At 60.5% G+C, this 17,695-nt stretch carries 18 protein-coding genes and 4 tRNA genes; 11 read left to right on the forward strand and 11 right to left on the reverse strand.

Annotated features, from left to right (window positions below):
* Nucleotides 1-41: 41 nt before the first annotated feature.
* Nucleotides 42-626 (reverse strand): DUF937 domain-containing protein, encoded by a 585-nt coding sequence (locus tag ACFQ6H_RS23785; RefSeq protein ID WP_378648978.1) that lies wholly within the window; start codon nucleotides 624-626, stop codon nucleotides 42-44.
* Between the two features lie 99 nt (nucleotides 627-725).
* Nucleotides 726-1,172: a hypothetical protein gene (locus ACFQ6H_RS23790; protein ID WP_378648980.1), complete on the reverse strand. Its 447-nt coding sequence runs from the start codon at nucleotides 1,170-1,172 to the stop codon at nucleotides 726-728.
* Nucleotides 1,173-1,272: 100 nt separating this feature from the next.
* Here ACFQ6H_RS23790 and ACFQ6H_RS23795 point away from each other — a divergent pair, with 100 nt between their 5' ends.
* Nucleotides 1,273-1,650 carry an MmcQ/YjbR family DNA-binding protein gene (locus ACFQ6H_RS23795; RefSeq protein WP_378542981.1) on the forward strand — a complete coding sequence of 126 codons (378 nt, stop codon included), beginning with the start codon at nucleotides 1,273-1,275 and terminating at the stop codon, nucleotides 1,648-1,650.
* Nucleotides 1,651-1,695: 45 nt separating this feature from the next.
* The gene (locus ACFQ6H_RS23800) at nucleotides 1,696-2,280 is read left to right on the forward strand and encodes a hypothetical protein (RefSeq protein WP_378542983.1); all 585 of its coding nucleotides are present in this window, start codon (nucleotides 1,696-1,698) and stop codon (nucleotides 2,278-2,280) included.
* Between the two features lies 1 nt (nucleotide 2,281).
* On the opposite strand, the gene ACFQ6H_RS23805 is transcribed toward ACFQ6H_RS23800, so the two are convergent.
* From ACFQ6H_RS23805 to ACFQ6H_RS23815, 3 genes are all read right to left on the reverse strand, one after another.
* Complete coding sequence (locus ACFQ6H_RS23805) at nucleotides 2,282-3,481, reverse strand: low temperature requirement protein A (protein WP_378648982.1); 1,200 nt, start codon at nucleotides 3,479-3,481, stop codon at nucleotides 2,282-2,284.
* Nucleotides 3,482-3,565: 84 nt separating this feature from the next.
* Nucleotides 3,566-4,654, reverse strand: a complete 1,089-nt coding sequence (locus tag ACFQ6H_RS23810) for an NAD(P)-dependent alcohol dehydrogenase (RefSeq protein ID WP_378649040.1) — start codon at nucleotides 4,652-4,654, stop codon at nucleotides 3,566-3,568.
* A gap of 29 nt (nucleotides 4,655-4,683) precedes the next feature.
* Nucleotides 4,684-5,157 (reverse strand): DUF4334 domain-containing protein, encoded by a 474-nt coding sequence (locus tag ACFQ6H_RS23815; RefSeq protein WP_378648984.1) that lies wholly within the window; start codon nucleotides 5,155-5,157, stop codon nucleotides 4,684-4,686.
* A 121-nt stretch (nucleotides 5,158-5,278) separates the two neighbouring features.
* On the opposite strand from ACFQ6H_RS23815, the gene ACFQ6H_RS23820 reads away from it, so the two are divergent.
* A complete protein-coding gene (locus tag ACFQ6H_RS23820) occupies nucleotides 5,279-5,824 on the forward strand; it encodes a TetR family transcriptional regulator (RefSeq protein WP_378542989.1) in 546 nt (181 codons plus the stop codon).
* 86 nt (nucleotides 5,825-5,910) lie between these two features.
* The gene (locus ACFQ6H_RS23825) at nucleotides 5,911-6,720 is read left to right on the forward strand and encodes a CPBP family intramembrane glutamic endopeptidase (protein WP_378648986.1); all 810 of its coding nucleotides are present in this window, start codon (nucleotides 5,911-5,913) and stop codon (nucleotides 6,718-6,720) included.
* Between the two features lie 38 nt (nucleotides 6,721-6,758).
* Here the strand turns inward: ACFQ6H_RS23825 and ACFQ6H_RS23830 are convergent, their stop codons facing one another.
* Entirely contained in the window at nucleotides 6,759-7,955 is a 1,197-nt protein-coding gene (locus ACFQ6H_RS23830) for a PrsW family intramembrane metalloprotease (protein ID WP_378648988.1), read from the reverse strand.
* Nucleotides 7,955-8,626 carry a hypothetical protein gene (locus ACFQ6H_RS23835; protein ID WP_378532023.1) on the reverse strand — a complete coding sequence of 224 codons (672 nt, stop codon included), beginning with the start codon at nucleotides 8,624-8,626 and terminating at the stop codon, nucleotides 7,955-7,957. The genes ACFQ6H_RS23830 and ACFQ6H_RS23835 overlap by 1 nt, the downstream gene beginning before the upstream one ends.
* A gap of 394 nt (nucleotides 8,627-9,020) precedes the next feature.
* Here ACFQ6H_RS23835 and ACFQ6H_RS23840 point away from each other — a divergent pair, with 394 nt between their 5' ends.
* Both ACFQ6H_RS23840 and ACFQ6H_RS23845 read left to right on the forward strand, forming a co-directional pair.
* On the forward strand, nucleotides 9,021-9,326 hold the full coding sequence (locus tag ACFQ6H_RS23840; protein ID WP_378648990.1) for a hypothetical protein: 306 nt from the start codon (nucleotides 9,021-9,023) through the stop codon (nucleotides 9,324-9,326).
* A gap of 62 nt (nucleotides 9,327-9,388) precedes the next feature.
* On the forward strand, nucleotides 9,389-10,240 hold the full coding sequence (locus ACFQ6H_RS23845) for an alpha/beta fold hydrolase (RefSeq protein ID WP_378648992.1): 852 nt from the start codon (nucleotides 9,389-9,391) through the stop codon (nucleotides 10,238-10,240).
* A 73-nt stretch (nucleotides 10,241-10,313) separates the two neighbouring features.
* On the opposite strand, the gene ACFQ6H_RS23850 is transcribed toward ACFQ6H_RS23845, so the two are convergent.
* From ACFQ6H_RS23850 to ACFQ6H_RS23860, 3 genes are all read right to left on the reverse strand, one after another.
* Nucleotides 10,314-10,386 (reverse strand) — tRNA-Lys (locus ACFQ6H_RS23850).
* A gap of 12 nt (nucleotides 10,387-10,398) precedes the next feature.
* A complete protein-coding gene (locus ACFQ6H_RS23855; protein ID WP_378532029.1) occupies nucleotides 10,399-11,790 on the reverse strand; it encodes an MFS transporter in 1,392 nt (463 codons plus the stop codon).
* Nucleotides 11,787-12,278, reverse strand: coding sequence for a MarR family winged helix-turn-helix transcriptional regulator (locus ACFQ6H_RS23860; RefSeq protein ID WP_378631403.1), 492 nt, complete (start codon nucleotides 12,276-12,278; stop codon nucleotides 11,787-11,789). The genes ACFQ6H_RS23855 and ACFQ6H_RS23860 overlap by 4 nt, the downstream gene beginning before the upstream one ends.
* A 407-nt stretch (nucleotides 12,279-12,685) precedes the next feature.
* Between ACFQ6H_RS23860 and ACFQ6H_RS23865 the strand changes: the two genes are divergently transcribed.
* From ACFQ6H_RS23865 to ACFQ6H_RS23880, 4 genes are all read left to right on the forward strand, one after another.
* Nucleotides 12,686-13,339, forward strand: a complete 654-nt coding sequence (locus ACFQ6H_RS23865; RefSeq protein WP_378532033.1) for a TetR family transcriptional regulator — start codon at nucleotides 12,686-12,688, stop codon at nucleotides 13,337-13,339.
* Nucleotides 13,340-13,451: 112 nt separating this feature from the next.
* A tRNA-Glu gene (locus ACFQ6H_RS23870) sits at nucleotides 13,452-13,524 on the forward strand.
* 135 nt (nucleotides 13,525-13,659) lie between these two features.
* Nucleotides 13,660-13,733, forward strand: a tRNA-Asp gene (locus tag ACFQ6H_RS23875).
* A gap of 70 nt (nucleotides 13,734-13,803) precedes the next feature.
* Nucleotides 13,804-13,880, forward strand: a tRNA-Phe gene (locus tag ACFQ6H_RS23880).
* Between the two features lie 487 nt (nucleotides 13,881-14,367).
* Here the strand turns inward: ACFQ6H_RS23880 and ACFQ6H_RS23885 are convergent.
* Nucleotides 14,368-15,759 (reverse strand): MFS transporter, encoded by a 1,392-nt coding sequence (locus tag ACFQ6H_RS23885; RefSeq protein WP_378648994.1) that lies wholly within the window; start codon nucleotides 15,757-15,759, stop codon nucleotides 14,368-14,370.
* A gap of 282 nt (nucleotides 15,760-16,041) precedes the next feature.
* Between ACFQ6H_RS23885 and ACFQ6H_RS23890 the strand changes: the two genes are divergently transcribed.
* Nucleotides 16,042-17,670 (forward strand): ABC transporter substrate-binding protein, encoded by a 1,629-nt coding sequence (locus tag ACFQ6H_RS23890; RefSeq protein ID WP_378648996.1) that lies wholly within the window; start codon nucleotides 16,042-16,044, stop codon nucleotides 17,668-17,670.
* Nucleotides 17,671-17,695: the final 25 nt, after the last annotated feature.

The following is a 17,695-nucleotide window of genomic DNA, read 5'->3' on the forward strand; positions in this document are numbered from 1 at the left end:
ATCCCGAACGGGATCGCCGCAGCGCTTATCTGCCGAGAGTCTTACTTTTTGCCGCCGCCGAGGAGACCGCCGAGCAGGTCTCCGAGGCCGCCGCCACCGGATCCACCCAAGATGCCGCCGAGTGCGCCACCGATGCCGCCACCGGAATTGCCACCGCCGCCGAGAATTCCGCCGAGGAGATCCCCGAGCCCGCCGCCGGAGGCCTGGGCCTGCGTACCTGCGCCGCCGCCGGTGAACTGCTTGGCGAGGTAGGCCAGGACGATGGGAGCGAGGATCGGCAGCAACTGCTTCACCAGATCGTTTCCGCCGCCGCCGACTCCGCCTAGTGCGCTGGCGACCTGATCGGTGTTGCCGCCGAAGATGTTCGAGACGATCTTCTGACCGTCAGCGGTGTCGACTTTGCTGATGTCGACGCCGTCGTCGAGAAGGCTGGTGTCGGCGTGCGACTGCAACGCGCTTTCCAGCGAGGCCGCGCCTGCCGGATCTTGCGCATTGGCGCCGAGGCCACCGACGAGGGTCGGCAGTGCCGTCTTGACCGCCGATTCGGCAGTTGCCTGGTCTACGCCGAGTTGCTGCGCGATCTGGTCGATGGGGATCTGGGATAGAAGGTCGTCAAGCGATGCCATTGATGCCCTACCTCTTCTGGGGTACTACTCGTCAGTACCCGGCTTTTGCAGACACTAGTGAATGTCGGCGTCGACGGTAACCCTCCGGTTGCCGAGCGGTCAGGCTCGGGTCTTCTCGCGGGGGACCAGGCACGCTAGGAGCGCGATAATCAGTCCACCGGCCGTCAAGATGAATCCTGTCTGATTTGTCAGGATCGTGGAGTAGTTTTCCCTGATGACGTTGTCGAATTGGTCGTTCACTCGGTAGTAGAACGTGCCCAGAGTTCCCAATCCCACGATGATTCCGATCCACGCTGCAAGACGAGAACCGAACAATGCGGCAATCAGAATCAAAACGGCGGCGGCGAGCAAAAGTATCGCCATCGAACGGTAGAAGGTCACCGACTGATCGCCGATCTGCTCGATCGCCCAACCCGCCGGAAAGCCGTCCCGCAGGTCCTCGAGACGAACGTTGCCCGGTTTGACGCCGGCCAGAACGTACATGAACGAGCCGACGGCTACGGCGATCCCACAAATCAACAGAACCAGATGAACTAACGTGCGCATGCCACTCTCCCCATGATTGGAGTTCGGTAACGCGGTCGTCGCCGAGCCTAGCCGTGTCGAGAGTGTGAAGCCCGGTATCGAAGCGTGCACAATCATCTCCATGCCCGACAACATGCGTCGACTCGAAGAGATCTCGCTGTCCCTGCCGGAGGCAGAGCGTGTCGACATCGAAGCGTGGGATGGTCACCCGACGTTCCGGGTGCGCGGCAAGAACTTCGTGTTCTGCAACCTCGAAGCCACCTCCTTGACAGTCAAGTTGAGCAAGGAGGAATCCGAAGCGGTGGTGGCCACCGAACCAGGCGCAAGCGCTGCCGGCTACGGGCTCGGTCGCCACGGGTGGGTTGCACTCGACATCGGTACCGACGTTTCCGAGGAGAAATGGTCACAGCTCGAGGAGTGGATCTACACCTCGTTCACCCTCGTTGCGCCGAAGCGGCTTGCCCGGATCGTTCTCGATGCGGATGAGGAACGCTCGTAACGGATAGATTCGTCAGTACAGACGCCGACTAGACGAGGAATTGTCATGACGACACCGGAAACTTCACCGGCCACCGCACAGCCGGGCATGCCGCCGTGGGCGAAGAAGGCCATCGGGATCGCAGTGATGGCGGTGGTCCTGGTCATCGCCTACTTCATCCTTGCCGCCTTCCTGCCGCGTTGGTGGGCGCAGCGCATTGCGTCGCTGGCGAACGGTAGCTTCAGCGCCGGTATTGCGTGGGGACTACTGTTCGGTCTCGTCTGCACACTCGTCCCGCTGATCTTCTTCCGGGCGGTTTGGCAGGTGCGCAAGCGCAAGCATGCTCGAATCATGCAGATCACGGCTCTCGCGTTGGGTGTCATCTTCGCGCTGCCGAATCTGCTCTCTCTGACAGTTGTTCTCGGCAACAACAACGCAGCGCATGCGGGCGAGCGGATCCTCGACGTCGACGGTCCCGGATTCCGCGGAGCCTCCGTTGTCGGTGCAGTCCTCGGCGTCGCGTTGTTCCTGGGTCTCGTTGCGCTCGGCTACCTGTACAAGAAGCGTGGCAAGGATCTCGACAAGATGCGCGGTGAACTCAAGCAGCACGAGCCGCAGAGCAAGGGCGAGGCACCGGCTCCCGAAATCTGAGTCAGCTCTTCGATCGAGTACTCAGGCCGACACCGACTCCGACGGTTCCCGCCGCCACCAATCCGGCGAGCGGGACCGCCCAGTGTCCGGCAAACGTGCAGGCGAGAACCAGGATTGCGCTCACCGGTAGAACGGCCTGCTCGATCCTGTCGCGCTTGAAGTGCCGTGAGTGCATGAGCCACACGAAGATCAAGAACATCGCGGCTGGGATCGTGACCGCAGCAGATGCTGCGAATGTTGAAATGTGCGCTTCGCCGACTGCTTCCTCGACGGCTACTTCGATCCCGGCGCCGATGGCCGCAGCGGACCCGAATACGAAGCAGTGTCCGTACCCCCACAACAGGACAGCGCGATTGCCCTGGTCTGCGAGGTACTCGTGGATCGGGACGGCGAAGTAGATCCACAACGCGGAGAACACGATCAGAACTCCGCCGACGGCAATGGGGATCAGTAGATCGGCGGCGTCGAAGTCACGAATGCCGGATTGGACCGCGATGGTGGCGGCAGCAATGGTTTCGCCGAGCATGATGATGGTGAAGAGGCCGTAGCGTTCGGCGATGTGATGCGGGTGCCACGGCGTCTGGTGGTTGCGTTCGGCGATTGCCGGCACCGCGAGTTCGGCAATCATCAGAACGAAGAAGCCGGGTATCCACGCCGACGCCGGCATCAGAAGCAGCACGATCCAGCCCGCCTGAACGATCACGAGTCCGGCGGCGTACTGCAGCGCTGTGGTTCGCGCCGCACCGGTTTCACCGCTCGCGGCTCGAAGCCATTGGCACGTCAGTGCTATCCGCATGATGAGGTAGCCGACGATAGCTGTCGTGCGGTCGGTTCCGTCGAAAGCGTCGGGGATTCCGGCGGCAAAGACGAGAACGCCACAGATCTGTACGAAGGTCGCGATCCGGTAGGGGACGTCGTCCGTGTCGTAGGCAGAGGCGAACCAGGTGAAGTTCACCCACGCCCACCACAGCGCGAAGAAGACGAACATGTAACCGGCGATGCCGTCGGCGTAGTGGCCTTCGGCAACGGCATGCACCAGTTGAACTCCGGCTTGCGCAGCTGCCACCACAAAACACAGGTCGAAGAACAGTTCGAGTGGCGTCGACGCTCGATGGTCCTCGTCGCGGCTGCGTGCGCGCATCCGGATGATCGGCATAACGGCCCGGCCGTGGCCCGCGCCTGTACTGGTGTGTTCTGTCATCGTCCCCACCTTGCTCCGACGTGAAGTGCAGGAGCGCAGTCTAGGGCGAATTCCGCCGGGTCGACGAATGAGACATTTCGCCCCTCACCACACGAGAACGGGTTTGATGACGCGCCCCGACGCTTGATCTTCGACGGCTTTGTCGATGTCGGAGAAGGCGTAGCGCGTCACCAAGCGGTCGATCGGAAACCGGCCACCAGTGAAGAGTTCGACGAGTTCGGGGATGAATGTCGCGACTTCCGATTCACCTTCGATGCATCCTCGAATTGCCTTTCCGCTCAGCATGATGTCGGCCATGTTCACCTCGACTGTCGACGCTCCGAGCCCGACCACCGCCAGTGTTCCCCGCGCACGAAGTGATGCGACGGCTTGTTTGATCACGGCGCCGATGCCGGTGGTGTCGAGGGAATGCGTCGAGCCACCGTCGGTGGCGGCGCGAACCGCTTCCATCGCGTCTTCGGTGGTCGGGTCGACGGTGATGGCGCCGTATTCCTCGGCGAGGCTTCGTCGATGTGCAACGGGGTCCACGGCAACCAGGGTGGAAACCCCGGTAGCCCGTGCTGCCAGCAGCGCCGCGAATCCGACGCTTCCGGCTCCGAAAACGACAAACGTCGAGTCGGGCTCGGGGCGAAGCAGATTCAGGACCGCACCGGCGCCGGTTTGGAACCCGCAGCCGAGCGGAGCCGTGACGGTCAGATCCACCGCAGGATCGACGACAACGGTGTTGTCGGCAGAGGCGATGACGTATTCCGCGAAACTGGACTGACCGAAGAATGCGGACCGTATCGGAGTTCCGTTTCGCCGGATCGGCGTCGAGCCGTCGGTGCGTGCGCCAGAGCTGTTGAGCCTGTGGGAGCTTTCGCAATATGCCCGATGACCGCTGAGGCACTGCCTGCACGCACCGCAACTGCGGTAGCTCAGCAACACGTGATCACCGGGTGAAATGCTGTCGATCGACGAGCCGACGGCCTCGACCACCCCCGCCCCTTCGTGCCCGAACACACAGGGGCCGAGGCTTTCCGGGAGCACCGACTTCGTGAACAGATCTGTGTGGCACAGACCTGTTGCGACGATGCGAACAAGGATCTCGTCTGCACGGGGTTCGTCGATCTCGACGGTGTCGAGTATGAAGGGGGAGTGCGGTCCGTGCGAGAGCGCCGCTGTCATCTGCATTGCAGACGTCGAATTCTGTTCGGCGCGAATCACGCTCGCTCGAGTAGGAAGTAGTAGTGCTGCCCGCCGTCGAGAACCAATGCCGACTTTCCGTTCATGATGCCCATGAGTGTCGAGTCGTCGACCTTCTTGAAGTGGTCGAAGATCGGCGCGCCGTCGTAGACCATCGTCGCCGTGACTTCGCCGCGAAACTCGATGTTCCACAGGCTTGCTTCGCCATTGCCGCCCTTGACGTCGGAATAGAGGTTTCCGTCCTCGTCGCGACAGATCAACGGCTTAGCGTCTTCGACCGAGTTGAACGTCTTGCCGTACCAACGGCTCGCGAACAGCTTTTCGTGCAGCCGGTGACCGGTGGCGAAGTCGTCACCCTTCCATTCACCGAGTATGTCCGCGGCGGCGACGGTATCCAGCGCCGCCCACACGTCGTCGAGTTCTTCTGGCGACACACCACTTTCCGCTGCACGGAGCCGGGCGAAAGCGGTTTGGGCTTCGTCGAGATTCATGTCTCTCCTTGCATCGGCGGGTAGGCCGCATGTCAGTTCGCGAACCAAATTGTTCGTCAACTTTGCACGCTACGCCGAACCGGATGGTTCGGCAACGGTCGATTCGTTCTAGGCTGTGAACATGCGCTCAGCAGGGGAAGCCACGAGGGACCGCATTCTGGCGGCCGCAAAGGACGAATTTGCCACGTACGGTCTGGCCGGCGCGCGGATCAATCGAATCGCCGCGCAAGCGCGTGCCAGCAAAGACCGTCTCTATGCTTACTTCGCAAGCAAGGAAGAGTTGTTCGCTGCCGTCACTGAACAGTGGACGTCCGAAACCACAGCGGAGACAGCGCTTCGAGGTGATGACCTGCCGGGCTATGCAGGTCGGCTTTTCGACAACTACGTCGCCCATCCCGAGAACGCTCGATTGCAGCAGTGGGCGGATCTCGAAGCGCCGGATGTCATGAGCGAGGACGACATACGAAGCAAGACCTTCCGGCCGAAAATTGCGGAGATTCGCAAGGGACAGCTCGAGGGGCACATTGATCCGGAGTGGAATCCCACGGAATTGATTCTGTTGATCACGGACATCGCCCGGATGTTTGCGCTCAAGTCGTCCCGTACCGTCGCTCGACGTCGCGAGGCTGCGGTGGAGGCGGTTCGTCGATTGACTGCTGTGCCCTGACTCGGAGAATTACGGATCTCAATGCTGCTCCGCTAGGCGTGACGTGGAACTATTGATCCACAAATCTACCTAAAAGGGGCACATTGATGAGTGGTCGTTCCGGAGCACACGAGTTGCCGATAGGCGGAACCGATACTCCCGGTGATCGTTTCGGTCATCTGATCGAGCGTCGTGACGACGCAGATTTCCCGTTCTACAACGATGTTCCCGCTGCGCTCTCGGTGAAGCAATGGTTGACAGTGTGGGCATCCGTCGTCGTCGGATTTGCTGCATTGGTGCTCATCCCGCAGCCCGACAACATTGTGGCCCTGATTCCACGAATTCTGTTCGTGACGGTTCCGTTGGCTGTGCTGGCCATGGTGACAAGAGATCATTGGCGCGCCCTGTTTCGCAAAGTCAGTGGCCACGATGTGTTGGTGATGATCGGTTTTGCCGTCCTCAACCTCATTCTGACGGTGGTATTGGCTTTGATCGTCAAGTCGGTTTTCGGGGTATCGGCCAACGACGTCATCGAGGATGTCGGCGACGCCGGCGCTGTGGACACCGTTGCCTTTTACGTAGGGACACTGTTCCAACTTGTCGGTGAAGAAGTCTTCACGATCATCCCGTTCCTCGCCGTGATGTACTTCCTGTTCGCCAAGGCAAAGCTTTCGCGCAAGAACGCGATTCTCTTGGCCTGGCTGATCAGTTCCCTGTGGTTTGCGGCAGCACACCTTCCGACATACGACTGGAATTTCGCGCAAGCCTTCATCATTATCGGTGGGGCTCGAATTATCCTGACGCTTGCCTACATTCGCACGAAGAATCTGTGGGTCTCCTCAGGTGCGCACATCATCAACGACTGGACGCTTTTCACGCAGGCACTGGTGGCCAACGCGGCGTTCCTCGCCCTCTGAACCGAGAAACGCCGCATTGGACAGTGGTCGGCTGTCGGTCAGAGCTTGACCGACGGCTGACCACTCCTGATTCGGCTTACCTCGGATCGAGCGAATTCGACTCGACCGCTTTCTGTTCCGCGGCCTTCGGCCAGCGCATCGGCAAGATCCGCGGCGGCCTCGAGCACGTACCCGTTGCGCTTGCGGTCGGCATGGTTTCCCGCTGACTTCCGGAAAGCCTTGCGTGCCTTACGGTCGCCGCACACTGCCGTCAGTTCATCACCGGTGATGACGCCGCGCTCGACCTCCGGGGCGAGAACCTCACGGAGGAACTGGCGCTCACGCGGAACCGTCATTCGAAACACGCGGACCACGAGGATCAATGCGGCAGCGATCATAATGACGAAGAGCAGAAAGAGGAGTGCATTCTTGCCCTGTGCCAAGGCGCCGGCGGAATCCCACAGGCCGTGGAGAAGCATCGCGGATGCCATCAAGGCGAGACCACGCCCAACACGCCGTGGTTCGGCCGGACGCCCAAGGAGGTAGACCAGTCCGGTGCAGAAGATCGCACTGTAGAGAGTATGTGCTGCCACTCCGAAGACCATGCGGAGGACGATCGTCGACATTTCGGCGCCGACCGGATTTGCTCCGAACTGCGAGGCAGCCGAGTTCAACGCGTAGAGAATGTCTTCGAAGATCTGGAAGCCGAGCCCGATGAAGGCGCCGAGAATGAAGCCGTCGAACGCGGTGCGCACCAAGCGAGATGCCAGCGAGATGAGCAGGAGCAATCCGACGCCCTTGGCGATTTCCTCGGTGAACGGCGCTGTCAATCCTGCGCCCCAATCCGACGCCCATGCCTGTCCGAACGTTTTGGCGTACAGGGCAAGTATCGCGTCGTTGGCGTTCGCTGCCATCACCCACGTAGCCGCGAAACTGCCCCAGAAGAACGCCACCACGATCAGTTTGACGGGCTGGCGTGCGTACCGGTCGATGTGGTGGGTGAACCACCAGAAGACCGCGCCGTACACGCCGAAGAGCGCGATGGACAATGCTATGGCGTCGCCGTAGGCGGGTGCGGAGGCCGAGAGCATGGAGAAGAGCTTGAAGGCGCCGCTCACCACCAACAGCAGGTACACCCAGAAGGCTGCGTTGCGTGGTTGATAGAAAGCGAAAGACCGCCCCCAGCCCGAGTTTTCGATAGCTTCCGCTCGAATGGTGATCAGATCGTCGGTCGTCTGTACTACGGGAGCGGTCATCACTTGCCCTCTCCGGTTCGGTGGCCGATGCTCACTATCATGTGAGCGATGTCGTCGGTGATCGTCGGAGCCACGTCGCTCGGACCGGTGGACACCACTTCGATGCCCTTACCGTCGACGACAAATGCGGCGATCACGCCGTCTGTGGTCGAATTCGAGTAGCTGGTCAGTACTCCGCGGATGCCGCTTTCCGTAGTGATTGCGGAGGCATCGTCGCTCACCCGTAGTGACTTCTCGGTAGCGAGGGCATCGGAAGTCTTCTTGATCTGTTCGAGGAGGGCGTTTGCGTCGCCGGTGAAAGACGCTGTGTATACGGTGAACATCGCACCTCCGTTCACGAGGGTGGCGCGAGGAGGGAACGAACCGGTCACCGGTGCATCAGCCTCCCGGACGCCGTCGGTGATTCCCCACCCCGGAGCGGGAACGAAGGTGACGCCGTACTGGAGTTCCATGACGTCGCCCGCGACGACGGGGTCGTCGTAGGAGACGGCGTCGTTGATCTGCGGAATGACGATGCTCATCACGATTGCGACAGCCAATACGATGGCGGCCGGAAGGATGGTCGTGCGGTCGAGACCGAACCACCGCCGATCAACCGGGACCCAGCGGTCGTCGGGTTCGTATCGGGTAGGCGTCGGACCTTCCCGTTCCGTGACGTTGGTCTGCGTCATCAATGCCTCGGCTTCTGTGGGTATCTGGGTTGAAGAGTTCGCGCACAACAGTTTCCGATGCCTGTTCACCGGAGAGTGCCGGCAGGCCCCGAGAATCCGAGGAGTGAGCTTGTCTGTGAAGAAATTATCAAACCGGATGTTTCGGACTGCGGACGAAACGCGTTGTTTCCATCGGGACTTGCAATAGGTGCAGCTCGATCGTCGCGTGAGGCGGCGGTCTGGATTTACGGATTTCTCAGTAACGGTGCGTACGTTGGGCGTCGGCTCGTTGACGCCCTCGGGATGTTGACGTGCCGCCAAAACTTTTGTTGTCGACTGTTCAGATGCTGGTGAGCAAAAGGATCGCGGCCGGCCACCCTGGCTGAATATCGTCGACACCGAGCGTGTTCCTTCGGTGCGCGCACCTGTTCAGCATCTGGAGTGGACCCGTGTCGAAGTGGCAGTACGCAAGATCTCGAAGAAGATGGCGATGGTCGTTGTGGCGGCATTCGCCCTGACAGTGGGGTCGGCGCAAGTCGGAACCGCCCGCGCGGACACGCCGGTCAGGGTGAGCGTGGCCGGCCATGTAGTGAGCGCTGGGCATTTCGAGCAGGTGCGGCGCCCCAACCGGTGCACGAAGGCCGCACCGGGGAAGCCGAAACCGAGCGAGCAGAAGTCCACGAATCGCAGTGGGCGTCGAGGTGGTGGGGGATGCTTCTGACCTCGTCGGCTGCATTCGAAGGTTCCGTCCTGCAAATCTGAAACACGTTCTAGTATCGGGTCATGGACGTGACTTATGAGGGGACCGAACGGGAAGTCGCTACCGACAAGGGCACCTTGCGCTATCACGAGGCAGGTGAGGGTCCGCCGTTGATCCTGTTGCACGGCTCGGGGATCGGCGTGAGTGGTTGGCGGAATTACCGGGGGAACCTCGCGGTGTTCGCGAAGCATTTCCACTGCTACATCCTGGAGTTCCCGGGGTTCGGCGTGAGCGATCTCGTCGACGGTCATCCGGTTCTCACGGCAGCTTCGTCGGTGAACCGATTCATGGACGCGCTGGGAATCGAATCGGCTGCGATGATCGGCAATTCGATGGGTGGGGTAGTCGGCGTCAACGTCGCAATGAGGTTTCCCGATCGCGTCCGCAAGTTGGTCACCATCGGTGGCATCGGTCCGAACATTTTCAGTCAGAACCCGAGTGAAGGCACGCGACTCCTGCAGGACTTCGCCGACGGTCCCAGTCGCGAGAAGTTGGTTCGCTGGCTCGAGTGCATGGTCTACGACAAATCCGTGATCACCGAGGAGCGGATCGAGGAGCGGTGGGAAACGGCCAACGACCCGGCCTCGAACCAGGCATTGTCGGCGATGTACGGGTCCAAAGCCTTTGCCGCTCAGCAGCAGATGATGGCCAACTCGGACGCACCGCCCTACTGGTCGATGATGCACAAGGTGCAGTGCCCGACCTTGTTGACGTGGGGGCTCGATGATCGGCAGTGCCCACCGGACATGCCGATGATTCCGATGCGACTGATTCCGAACGCAGAACTGCACGTCTTCCCGAACTGCGGGCACTGGGTGATGATCGAAGCCAAGCAGGCATTCGAGCGGGTGACCCTCGAGTTTCTGCTTCGATGACTTGCTGATGCATTCATGTAGCTCGAATGCACAAGACCCGGCGCCTCCGAATGAGGTGCCGGGTCTGCGTTTGTGCCCCCAGTAGGACTCGAACCTACGACCTGCGGATTAAAAGTCCGTAGCTCTACCAACTGAGCTATAGGGGCGCGGCGCAGAGTCTAACGGGACCGCAGGGTTCGTGAAAACACCACCCCCACCAGAAGTGCAATTCCGATGATGGCGATGGTCCCACCGGTGCGATGCAGACCCGCGTCGTCGATGGTTCCGCGCATGGTCAGCTCGATGACGACGGCAGCAAGATTGGCGCCGATGTACTGGATTGTTCGGTACAGGCCGATCGCCGTTCCGACATCTGCAGAGGTGGTCACCGAGTTGATCAGGTTCTGGTTTCCCATGTTGTTGAAGCCGTTGGGAATGCCCAGGATCGCCGCAATCAGTAGGAGCGCCACCAGTGGCGTCGAGCTCGATTCGACAAAGGCGATCAGAACCCCGCCCACCGCCAAGGCGGCGGTGCCGATCAGCAGGGTGGTCCGTGCGCCGAATTTCCCGTACACCCTCGATGCGGACATGGTCGCGAAGATCCCGACCGCAGCGACAGGGAGCATGAAGAGTCCGGCGCTGATCGGTGACATTCCTCGGGCCACCTGCAGCCACTGGGGGAGTCCGAAGAAAATGCAGTAGAACGCCGTGTAGGTCAGAAGGGTCCGGCCGAGAGTCATGCTCAACGCTCGGTTTCGCGCGACAGCTCGGACGTCGATGAACGCCGAGGTGGTTCGCCGTTCCCACCAGACGAACAGGAACGCGAATAGAGCCGTCGACGGGACGAGGTACCACTTCGCTTGCTCGGCAAGAGAGAGGAGAAAGAGCATCGTAGATGTCGTCAGTGCCAGGAACAGGGCGATGCCGAGTGGGTCGAGAGACTTGAACAGAGCAGCGGCACCGGCCCGGTCGGGCAGGGCGGAGTCGCTCGGAGCGGCGAAGAGGACCCATATTGCAGTAACTACGACAAGTGGGAGGTTCACCCACATGATCGACTGCCAACCGAGTGTGCCGACCAGCAACCCACCGAGGGTAGGCCCCAGTGCGACTACCGATTGTGCACAAATGGTGAGTGTTGCGATGGCTGAACGGGTTTGAGCCCGGTGGCGATCGGCATATTCACGGATGACGGTCATTGCATTCGGATACTGTGTCGCGGTGCCGATTCCGAGCAGGATTCGTGCGGCGATCAGCCAACCCAGTGACGGAGCGAGCGAGCCGAGGATCGATCCAGCAGCGATCAGGCCCAACCCGGCGAGGTAGACGCGTTTGGCTCCGAGAATAGATCCGAGTCGCCCGGCAGCCGGGGCCGTGACAGCAGTCGCGATGTAGAGGGCCGAGATCACCCAGGCCGTGCCGGAACTCGAACCGAAGTAGGTGGCGATCGGGACGATTGCCACCGCAATCATCGACGAGTTCAGTGCCTGAAGAACGGTTCCCGAACCGAGAGCAAGACTCAGTTTCAGCGGAACGGAGGTTTGGGGTGTCGACGTTACGGCGACGGCGGTCACGGGTTCATCAGTGACTCCTCTGATGCGGATGCGGATGCTGGGGTCACGTCCTGGCCGAGTTTGCGCAGGATGCGGCCGGCGATCAGCAGCAAGTCGCGCTCGGCTTCGGTGCACTCGGCTTCGATGACCTCGGCCAGCCACGCTGTGCGTTTCGTTCGGTCTTCGTGCAGGGTCGATGTCCCGAGTTCGGTCATCGTGACCAGGACCGCGCGACCGTCCGATGGATCCGAACTGCGTGTCACCATCCCCTGCTCTTCGAGTGCGGTCACCGTCTTTGCGATGGACTGCGGCGTGACTCGCTCGAACTGCGCCAACGCTTTCGCGGTCGACGGACCTTGTCGATCTAGGTGGCCGAGGGCCTGGATTTGGCTTGGCGTGAGTTTGTGGTCGTTGCGTTTGGTGCGGAGCCGCCGGACGAAGGCGCCCAGATCATCCCAAAGTACGTCGATGTCGTCTCTGGTTTCGCTGCGATCCTTACCTACGTTCATTTAGACAGTCTAACTGTGTTATTTCAATGCTTCCAGTGCTGTTTTGTCGAAAAATAGGGAATAAACAATCGCTTTGGTTGTTTAAAACACTGGGACTGTTACGCCTTGGTCGGCAAAAGTGATTTCGCCCGAATGGTCGGATTGTCGACGTCCCAGGCAATAAAAAGCTCGGATGCGCACCCCCTGTGCCGCACCCGAGCGGCCAAAACCATACCACTTGGTGTCCTTTGGGCATAAAGTCGGTTGTTGTCCCCTGGACAGCCGATTGCGACTAGTACTTTTGGCGGGTATCGCTCTAGTCCTTACGTAGGGTGTGTTGGAGGGGATACTGTGAAGTTTCGGGGGGATGACAGGCGCCGATCACGGCGATTCTGCGTACCAACTCTGCGAGAGGCACAACACCGTAAATGGCACGTCAACAAGAGCGTGCGCGGCGTACCCGCGCCGCCCTGGTCGAAGCGGCTGCAGTCGAATTCGCCAAGCGCGGCTATGCAGCTGCGTCGGTGAACACGATCCTCGAGGGCTCCCGCGCCACCAAAGGCGCCATGTATTTTCATTTCCAGTCCAAGGAAGAGCTGGCGCGAGCAGTTCTGACCTCGGCCATCGAAACCTTCACTGGAATCACTGATCGTTGGGCCAAGAGAACAGACCTCGATCCATTCGTCGCATTGCACGGACTCGTGCTCGACATTGCCGAAGTCTTTCGTGCCGAAGTGATCGTGCAGGCGGAATTCCGGTTGATCATCGAGCCCGAGTTCTACAAGGACGTGCAATCGGGTGGTGGGCAGGTCTGGGGTAAGACCGCTTACGAGTTGGCAGTACGTGCCAAGGACGACGGATTGCTGCGAGAAGATGCCGACCCGGTCAAATTCACGCGCGTGCTGGCGGCCGGCCTTGCGGGTCAGCGGTACATGGCAGACCTGATTGCCTCCAGTGGAGAGCTGGGCGAGTGGTTCGAGGAGTCTCTCGAAGTGGTCCTCGAAGCCATGGCGACGCCGCAGTGGTTGGAGACGTTCCATCGTGACGGATGGCCTCAGGTGGAGTTCCCTGACACCGAATAGCGTACTTTTTCGCCCGTGAACAGGCGATTTGTGATTTCCGAATGCCGTGCCATAAGCTATCCAAGCTCCCAACGGAACGCCGTTGGGGTACTAGTTCGGAGAGATCCGGCGGGCCCCCTTCGTCTAGCGGCCTAGGACGCCGCCCTTTCAAGGCGGTAGCGCGGGTTCGAATCCCGTAGGGGGTACGTTTTGCGAAAGCGAAACGATGCAGTATGGTTTGACCCGCACGACACGCTTTGAGATGCACAAATGCCAGACCAGGACAGTGGTTTGGGAGCGGCTCGAAGATGTAGTACGGTTTCACAGCAAGGAAAAAGCAAGGCCCTGTGGCGCAGTTGGTTAGCGCGCCGCCCTGTCACGGCGGAGGTCGCGGGTTCGAGTCCCGTCAGGGTCGCAAAGCGTTGTTCTCAGTCTCTTGATTGAGAACAACGCAATGCGATAGGCATTCGGTTCGGGTGCCGTCCGGCCAGGTAGCTCAGTTGGTACGAGCGTCCGCCTGAAAAGCGGAAGGTCGCCGGTTCGATCCCGGCCCTGGCCACCATGATCTTTTGAGAAAAGGCTCCGACATCATGTGTCTTGACATGATGTCGGAGCCTTTTCTCGTTCAGTGATTGTTTTCCTTCCAGAGGTAACTATTCTCCGACCCGAACCGGCTGGGAATGCTGCAACGGGTAGCTGTAAGCATTGTTCCGGCGCTTACAGCTACCCGTCGCGAAGTCCAAACCTCAATCATGGCGTGGCATGAGAATCCGATGCTGTCAGGGGATGCTCTCATCGAGGAAATTGGTGTAAAACCTTGTAGTTCAGACCCTTTCGGTGAAAGCGCCTACTTGGCCGCGTCTTCATGTCCGTCCGCATCCACCGCTGAGCGATATGTAAGGCATGCCCCTCATCGGTCTGCCCACAATGGTCTCTGAGTTGTGATGACAGAACGGTGCGAACCGCCGGGAAGCTCGGCACTTCGAATCCTGGCGACGTATCGATCGACCGCTCTGGAAATCGGTGACGTGGTAGGAATCTTCACCGTCTCAGGACAGGGCGCGACCCGACGTTTTCTGTCCCAAAACCACCACAACAGCGATCGCGGTGGCCAGTAATGCGACGAGGCCGAGGAAGATCTGCGCAAAACTGACCCCAGCCGCGGACAGGTAACCGATTATGATTGGTGTGACGATGGCACCTATTCGCCCGACTGCGGACGCCGCGCCCATGCCCGTCACGCGGATCGAAGTCGGGTAGAGCTCGGCGGTGTAGGTGTAGTAGACGGCAGCGACTCCGTTCAAGAATGCGGCGAGCAACGCTGCACCGATAAGCAGCATCACTTCGCTGTCGGACAACGCCACCAGCAAGGCGGAGCCGGTTGCACCTAACACGTAACCGGCGATCAACCATTTGCGTTCCAGCCGATCGATGAGCAATTGCGCGACGAAGTAGCCGGGGATCTGCGCGATCCCGACCACCAAGGTGAACAGGAACGACTTGGTGATTGTGAATCCTTTGTCCGTCACAAGCAGCGTTGGCAGCCAGGTGGAGAATCCGTAGTGGGCGCCCGTCAGAGCGAACCACAACAGCCACAACATCAGCGTCGTGCGTGCCAATGGCCCGGCCCACAATTTCGTCAACGGCGCAAACACGCCCCCGGCACTGACGTTGGACTGCGGTGGTGCACTCGTCTGGGTCGGCGCGGTTTCAGTGAGAGCCTCGGGATCGACCTCACATTTTCGTTCGAAATCCTCGATTATCGCGGTGGCTTCGGCGACCCGCCCACGTGAGAGGAGGTACCTGGGTGACTCGGGCATGCTGCGCCGCCACCAGAGAAGCAAGACTACGGGCAGTGCTGCGATCACTGCCGCGATCCGCCAACCGGTTTCGGGGTGGGGTGCGATCACCACTGGCGCCAGTATTCCCGCCAATATGTACCCGAGCGCAAGGAAACTGATGGTGCGGGCGACGAATCGGCCACGGACGCGAGCCGGCAGAAACTCGGAGATATACGGCGCGATCAAGGTGGCCTCAGCGCCGAGTCCCACGCCGGCGAGCATCCGCCAGACAAACAGTTCGGGAACCGTCGTCGAAGTCCCTATCAAGAGACTGCAAAAACAGAACACCAGGAGCGCGGTGAGCATCATTCGCCGACGGCCGAAGCGGTCCGCCAAAACGCCGGCCACCAGAGCGCCCACCAGGTAGCCGGCGAAAATCGACGACAGCAGCCATCCCGCCGTGCTTTTCGGAATGTGCCAAATCACGATCAGCGCTGAAAGCGCATATGACATGAACGCGCCGTCGAAAGCATCGAAAGTGTAGCCGAGTCCACCCATCACCATCAGCTTGCGATGAGGGCGCCCGGGCTTGAGTCGATCGAGGCGGAGCAGCAAATCGTCCTCATTCGAGACTGCGTGTGTAACGGGTAATTCGGTCAAAATTCCTCCAATCGACGGGAATATCGTCGGCAACGCTAGCTGCATGGAGTGTCTTCTGCAATACTTGTTGCATGAAAAGTATGAGTTTGCTCACGGTTGAGATGAGGTCTGACCTGCCTCGGCAAGAGTGGGCGTTTCCGACTCGTGCGTGGCCGGATTCGTCCGTTCAGATGAATTTCCGGTCACCGGGAGCGTGCTGCGCGTCACTCCGCCAAGAACTTCACTATTAGCTGGTTGCGGCCGATTCCTGGCCGCGTCTACTGGAAGTGAGGTGGAATCTCCGTGTCGAACTCGAGATCTCGGCGTATCGGGAAAGTCGGCCGTGTCGCCGTGGCGCTGCTCGGTGCCGGTGTCCTGTTGGTGGGCTGCGCGAGCAGCAATGACGACAGCGGTACCGACACGACGGCCGCGTCGGGAGACATCGTGACCGGCATGGTCAACGAGCAGTCCGATCCAGGGAGCGCTGTCGCCGGCGGGGCGATGACCTACGGCGTGCAGGTGCTCGTTCCCTCTCTCGACCCGACCAAGACTGCCGCACGCGGCGGTTCCGGCGGTGAGGCCTTCGCTGCTGTGTACGACGTCCTGATGAGTTACGACACTGCGAGCGGCGAGTTCGAGCCCAAGTTGGCTGAATCGCTCGAGACAGCTGACGACGGAGCCATCTGGACGCTGAAACTTCGCGACGGTGTGAAGTTCAGCGACGGCACTGCGCTCGATGCCAACGCGGTGATCGCGAGTATTGATCGGTACAACGCAGGTAAGGGCAACGGCGCAGAACTGTGGCTGGCATCGGTCGCCTCGATGAAAGCTTCGGATGCCACTACCGTGGTCTTCAATCTGAGTACGCCCTGGATGCGTTTTCCGTCGATGCTGGCCCTCGGCCACGGAATGATCGTCGCTCCCAGTTCGCAGCAAGGTGACAAGTTCGCCGCGGTTGGTGCCGGACCGTTCACCGAAGGCGTGTTCAGCCCGGGCGTCGAGCGAATCTTCAAGGCCAACCCCGCCTACTACGGTGGTGCTCCCAAGCTCGAACAGCTTCGGATGGTTGCGCTCAACGGCCCGCAGGCCAATCTCGAATCGCTGAACAGCGGTCAGTTGGACGTTGCCTACATTCGTGGTCTGACGTCGGCGATCAACTCAGCCAAGTCCGCCGGCTATCCCGGTTACATCGACGTACTCAACGCCGGCAGTGCGGAGATCATCAACAACCGTGCGGGCCGTCCGGGTTCGGATGTTCGTGTCCGCCAGGCTATCGGTTATGCACTGGATCCGGAGCTGATCGACCAGCGCGCCGAAAACGGTGAAGGACTCCCGGGTTCGGAGCTGTTCGGCACGACGTCACAGTGGCATGTAGACACCCCGGGGATCGCGTACGACCCCGCCAAGGCCAAGGAGCTTCTGAGCCAGGCCAAGGCCGACGGATACAACGGCACGCTCAACTACATCGTGCTCAGCGAGCCGAAGGACCATGCGATCGGTTTGGCTGTGCAGTCTCTGCTTCAGGCCGTCGGGTTCGAGGTGAACCTCATTCTTGCGAACAATGCCGGCGACATCGTTCAGAACGTCTACGTCAAGAATGATTTCGACCTCGCTCACGCCGGTATCGGTCTGTACGAGTCGATTCCCGATCTCGGTCTGTACTCGACCACCAACAGCACCTCGAAGTCCAACACCGCGGGTTACGCCAACCCCGCTATGGATCAGTTGATCGCTGATCTGCAGCAGACGAAGGACAACGCGTCGGCGCTGGCCGTGATCAGCAAGATCCAGACCTTGTGGAACGAAACGGTTCCGTCGGCTCCGGTCGGTGGATTGGCCGCTTTCTGGGCTTGGCAGAAGAACGTGCATGGTGTGGTTCCGACCGCAACGGGCATCATGTTGTTCGACCAGGCATGGATGGGCGCTGAATAGCCTTACGCGCAACCCGAGAGCCCCG

It is taken from the genome of Rhodococcus sp. NPDC056506 (assembly GCF_042794945.1).
Taxonomy (GTDB): Bacteria; Actinomycetota; Actinomycetes; order Mycobacteriales; family Mycobacteriaceae; genus Rhodococcus_F.

Excerpts from the sequence above, each read along its gene's own strand:
- ACFQ6H_RS23785 (WP_378648978.1), bottom strand. The coding sequence starts at position 626 with ATGGCATCGCTTGACGACCTTCTATCCCAGATCCCCATCGACCAGATC.
- ACFQ6H_RS23790 (WP_378648980.1), bottom strand. The coding sequence starts at position 1,172 with ATGCGCACGTTAGTTCATCTGGTTCTGTTGATTTGTGGGATCGCCGTA.
- ACFQ6H_RS23795 (WP_378542981.1), top strand. The coding sequence starts at position 1,273 with ATGCCCGACAACATGCGTCGACTCGAAGAGATCTCGCTGTCCCTGCCG.
- ACFQ6H_RS23800 (WP_378542983.1), top strand. The coding sequence starts at position 1,696 with ATGACGACACCGGAAACTTCACCGGCCACCGCACAGCCGGGCATGCCG.
- ACFQ6H_RS23805 (WP_378648982.1), bottom strand. The coding sequence starts at position 3,481 with ATGACAGAACACACCAGTACAGGCGCGGGCCACGGCCGGGCCGTTATG.
- ACFQ6H_RS23810 (WP_378649040.1), bottom strand. The coding sequence starts at position 4,654 with ATGCAGATGACAGCGGCGCTCTCGCACGGACCGCACTCCCCCTTCATA.
- ACFQ6H_RS23815 (WP_378648984.1), bottom strand. The coding sequence starts at position 5,157 with ATGAATCTCGACGAAGCCCAAACCGCTTTCGCCCGGCTCCGTGCAGCG.
- ACFQ6H_RS23820 (WP_378542989.1), top strand. The coding sequence starts at position 5,279 with ATGCGCTCAGCAGGGGAAGCCACGAGGGACCGCATTCTGGCGGCCGCA.
- ACFQ6H_RS23825 (WP_378648986.1), top strand. The coding sequence starts at position 5,911 with ATGAGTGGTCGTTCCGGAGCACACGAGTTGCCGATAGGCGGAACCGAT.
- ACFQ6H_RS23830 (WP_378648988.1), bottom strand. The coding sequence starts at position 7,955 with ATGACCGCTCCCGTAGTACAGACGACCGACGATCTGATCACCATTCGA.
- ACFQ6H_RS23835 (WP_378532023.1), bottom strand. The coding sequence starts at position 8,626 with ATGACGCAGACCAACGTCACGGAACGGGAAGGTCCGACGCCTACCCGA.
- ACFQ6H_RS23845 (WP_378648992.1), top strand. The coding sequence starts at position 9,389 with ATGGACGTGACTTATGAGGGGACCGAACGGGAAGTCGCTACCGACAAG.
- ACFQ6H_RS23860 (WP_378631403.1), bottom strand. The coding sequence starts at position 12,278 with ATGAACGTAGGTAAGGATCGCAGCGAAACCAGAGACGACATCGACGTA.
- ACFQ6H_RS23865 (WP_378532033.1), top strand. The coding sequence starts at position 12,686 with ATGGCACGTCAACAAGAGCGTGCGCGGCGTACCCGCGCCGCCCTGGTC.